This is a genomic window from Leptolyngbya sp. BC1307, from assembly GCF_002286735.1.
GTDB lineage: Bacteria > Cyanobacteriota > Cyanobacteriia > Phormidesmidales > Phormidesmidaceae > Phormidesmis.
The window spans coordinates 1-982 of sequence record NZ_NRTA01000163.1 but is presented as its reverse complement, the minus strand read 5'-3'; the positions used below and the strand labels follow the sequence as shown (position 1 = coordinate 982).

The following is a 982-nucleotide window of genomic DNA, read 5'->3' as shown; positions in this document are numbered from 1 at the left end:
TCAGAGTTGCTTGGGTCAATCAGCGATTTGATGACTTGTTTCCCCTCGTCCCTTCGAGCGTTCTAAAGCACCCCTCCCACAACACCTAGATGCGCCCTACCAAATGCGGCTAAAGCGGGCCATCAAAGAAGCACAACTGCCCGCCGTAAAAAGTTTGACCAGCTTTGAGTTCTCTCACTGCGCAGACTTCAATCCCGCACCCCTGATGCAGCTTGCCGATGATGCTAGTTGGCTAGATAAAGCAACCAACTGTCTCATTTTTGGCCCATCAGGGATCGGCAAAACCCAACGCTGATAATGCCCCTATTCGTAGGTCATTATCACCAGAGCAAACGGTCACTGTTACAGACCCATGTCATCCACTCTATGGGCGGACACTTCCCCTTGTCGGAGTCACCAGTAAGGCTAATCAAGGTCGCTGTTGCGTCGTTTGGATTCGGCCCGATGTCGAACGCATCATTCCTGTACAAGCAACAGATTTAGAATCTGACCCAAGCCAAGTTTATCCAATTCCGCTATCGATTGCGTCAGTAGAAGCTTTACTGCAAGTGTTTAAAAACATTCAATGCTTGCAGCAAGGATCTCTATGCCATGTCACCGCATCCACCGCCTGCCAACCGTCAGCAGATTGCACCGCATCAAGTCTGGAGCCATCTGGAGCAGCGGCAGCAACAACAAGCTCACCACCAACTGGTCACCATTCTCAGACAAGCACTGATGCCACTGAACCCTGGCCACACACTGGAGGTCCCCCCCAATGAGCACCTTGATTAGCAGCAAAATAACAACTTCTCATTTAGAGCGCAAAGCGATTGTCTATTTACGTCAGTCTACACCCAAGCAAGTACGAGAGCATCTGGATAGTCAGCTATGCCAGCGTACCTTAGGGGCTGGCAATAAAATACATTACCGGTCATTATAAGGCGGAGTTAAGTCAGTTGAGAGAGGCTAGGGGATGCTAGATGAGCAGATGAAGGAAACC

Annotated in this window: 2 protein-coding genes; both read left to right on the top strand. The window is 50.0% G+C overall.

Annotated elements, in window-relative coordinates; all coding sequences use genetic code 11:
* Positions 1-103 precede the first annotated feature (103 nt).
* Positions 104-295 (top strand): ATP-binding protein, encoded by a 192-nt coding sequence (locus CKL79_RS22555; protein WP_276301339.1) that lies wholly within the window; start codon positions 104-106, stop codon positions 293-295.
* A 296-nt stretch (positions 296-591) separates the two neighbouring features.
* A complete protein-coding gene (locus CKL79_RS22980) occupies positions 592-774 on the top strand; it encodes a hypothetical protein (protein ID WP_141242295.1) in 183 nt (60 codons plus the stop codon).
* Positions 775-982: the final 208 nt, after the last annotated feature.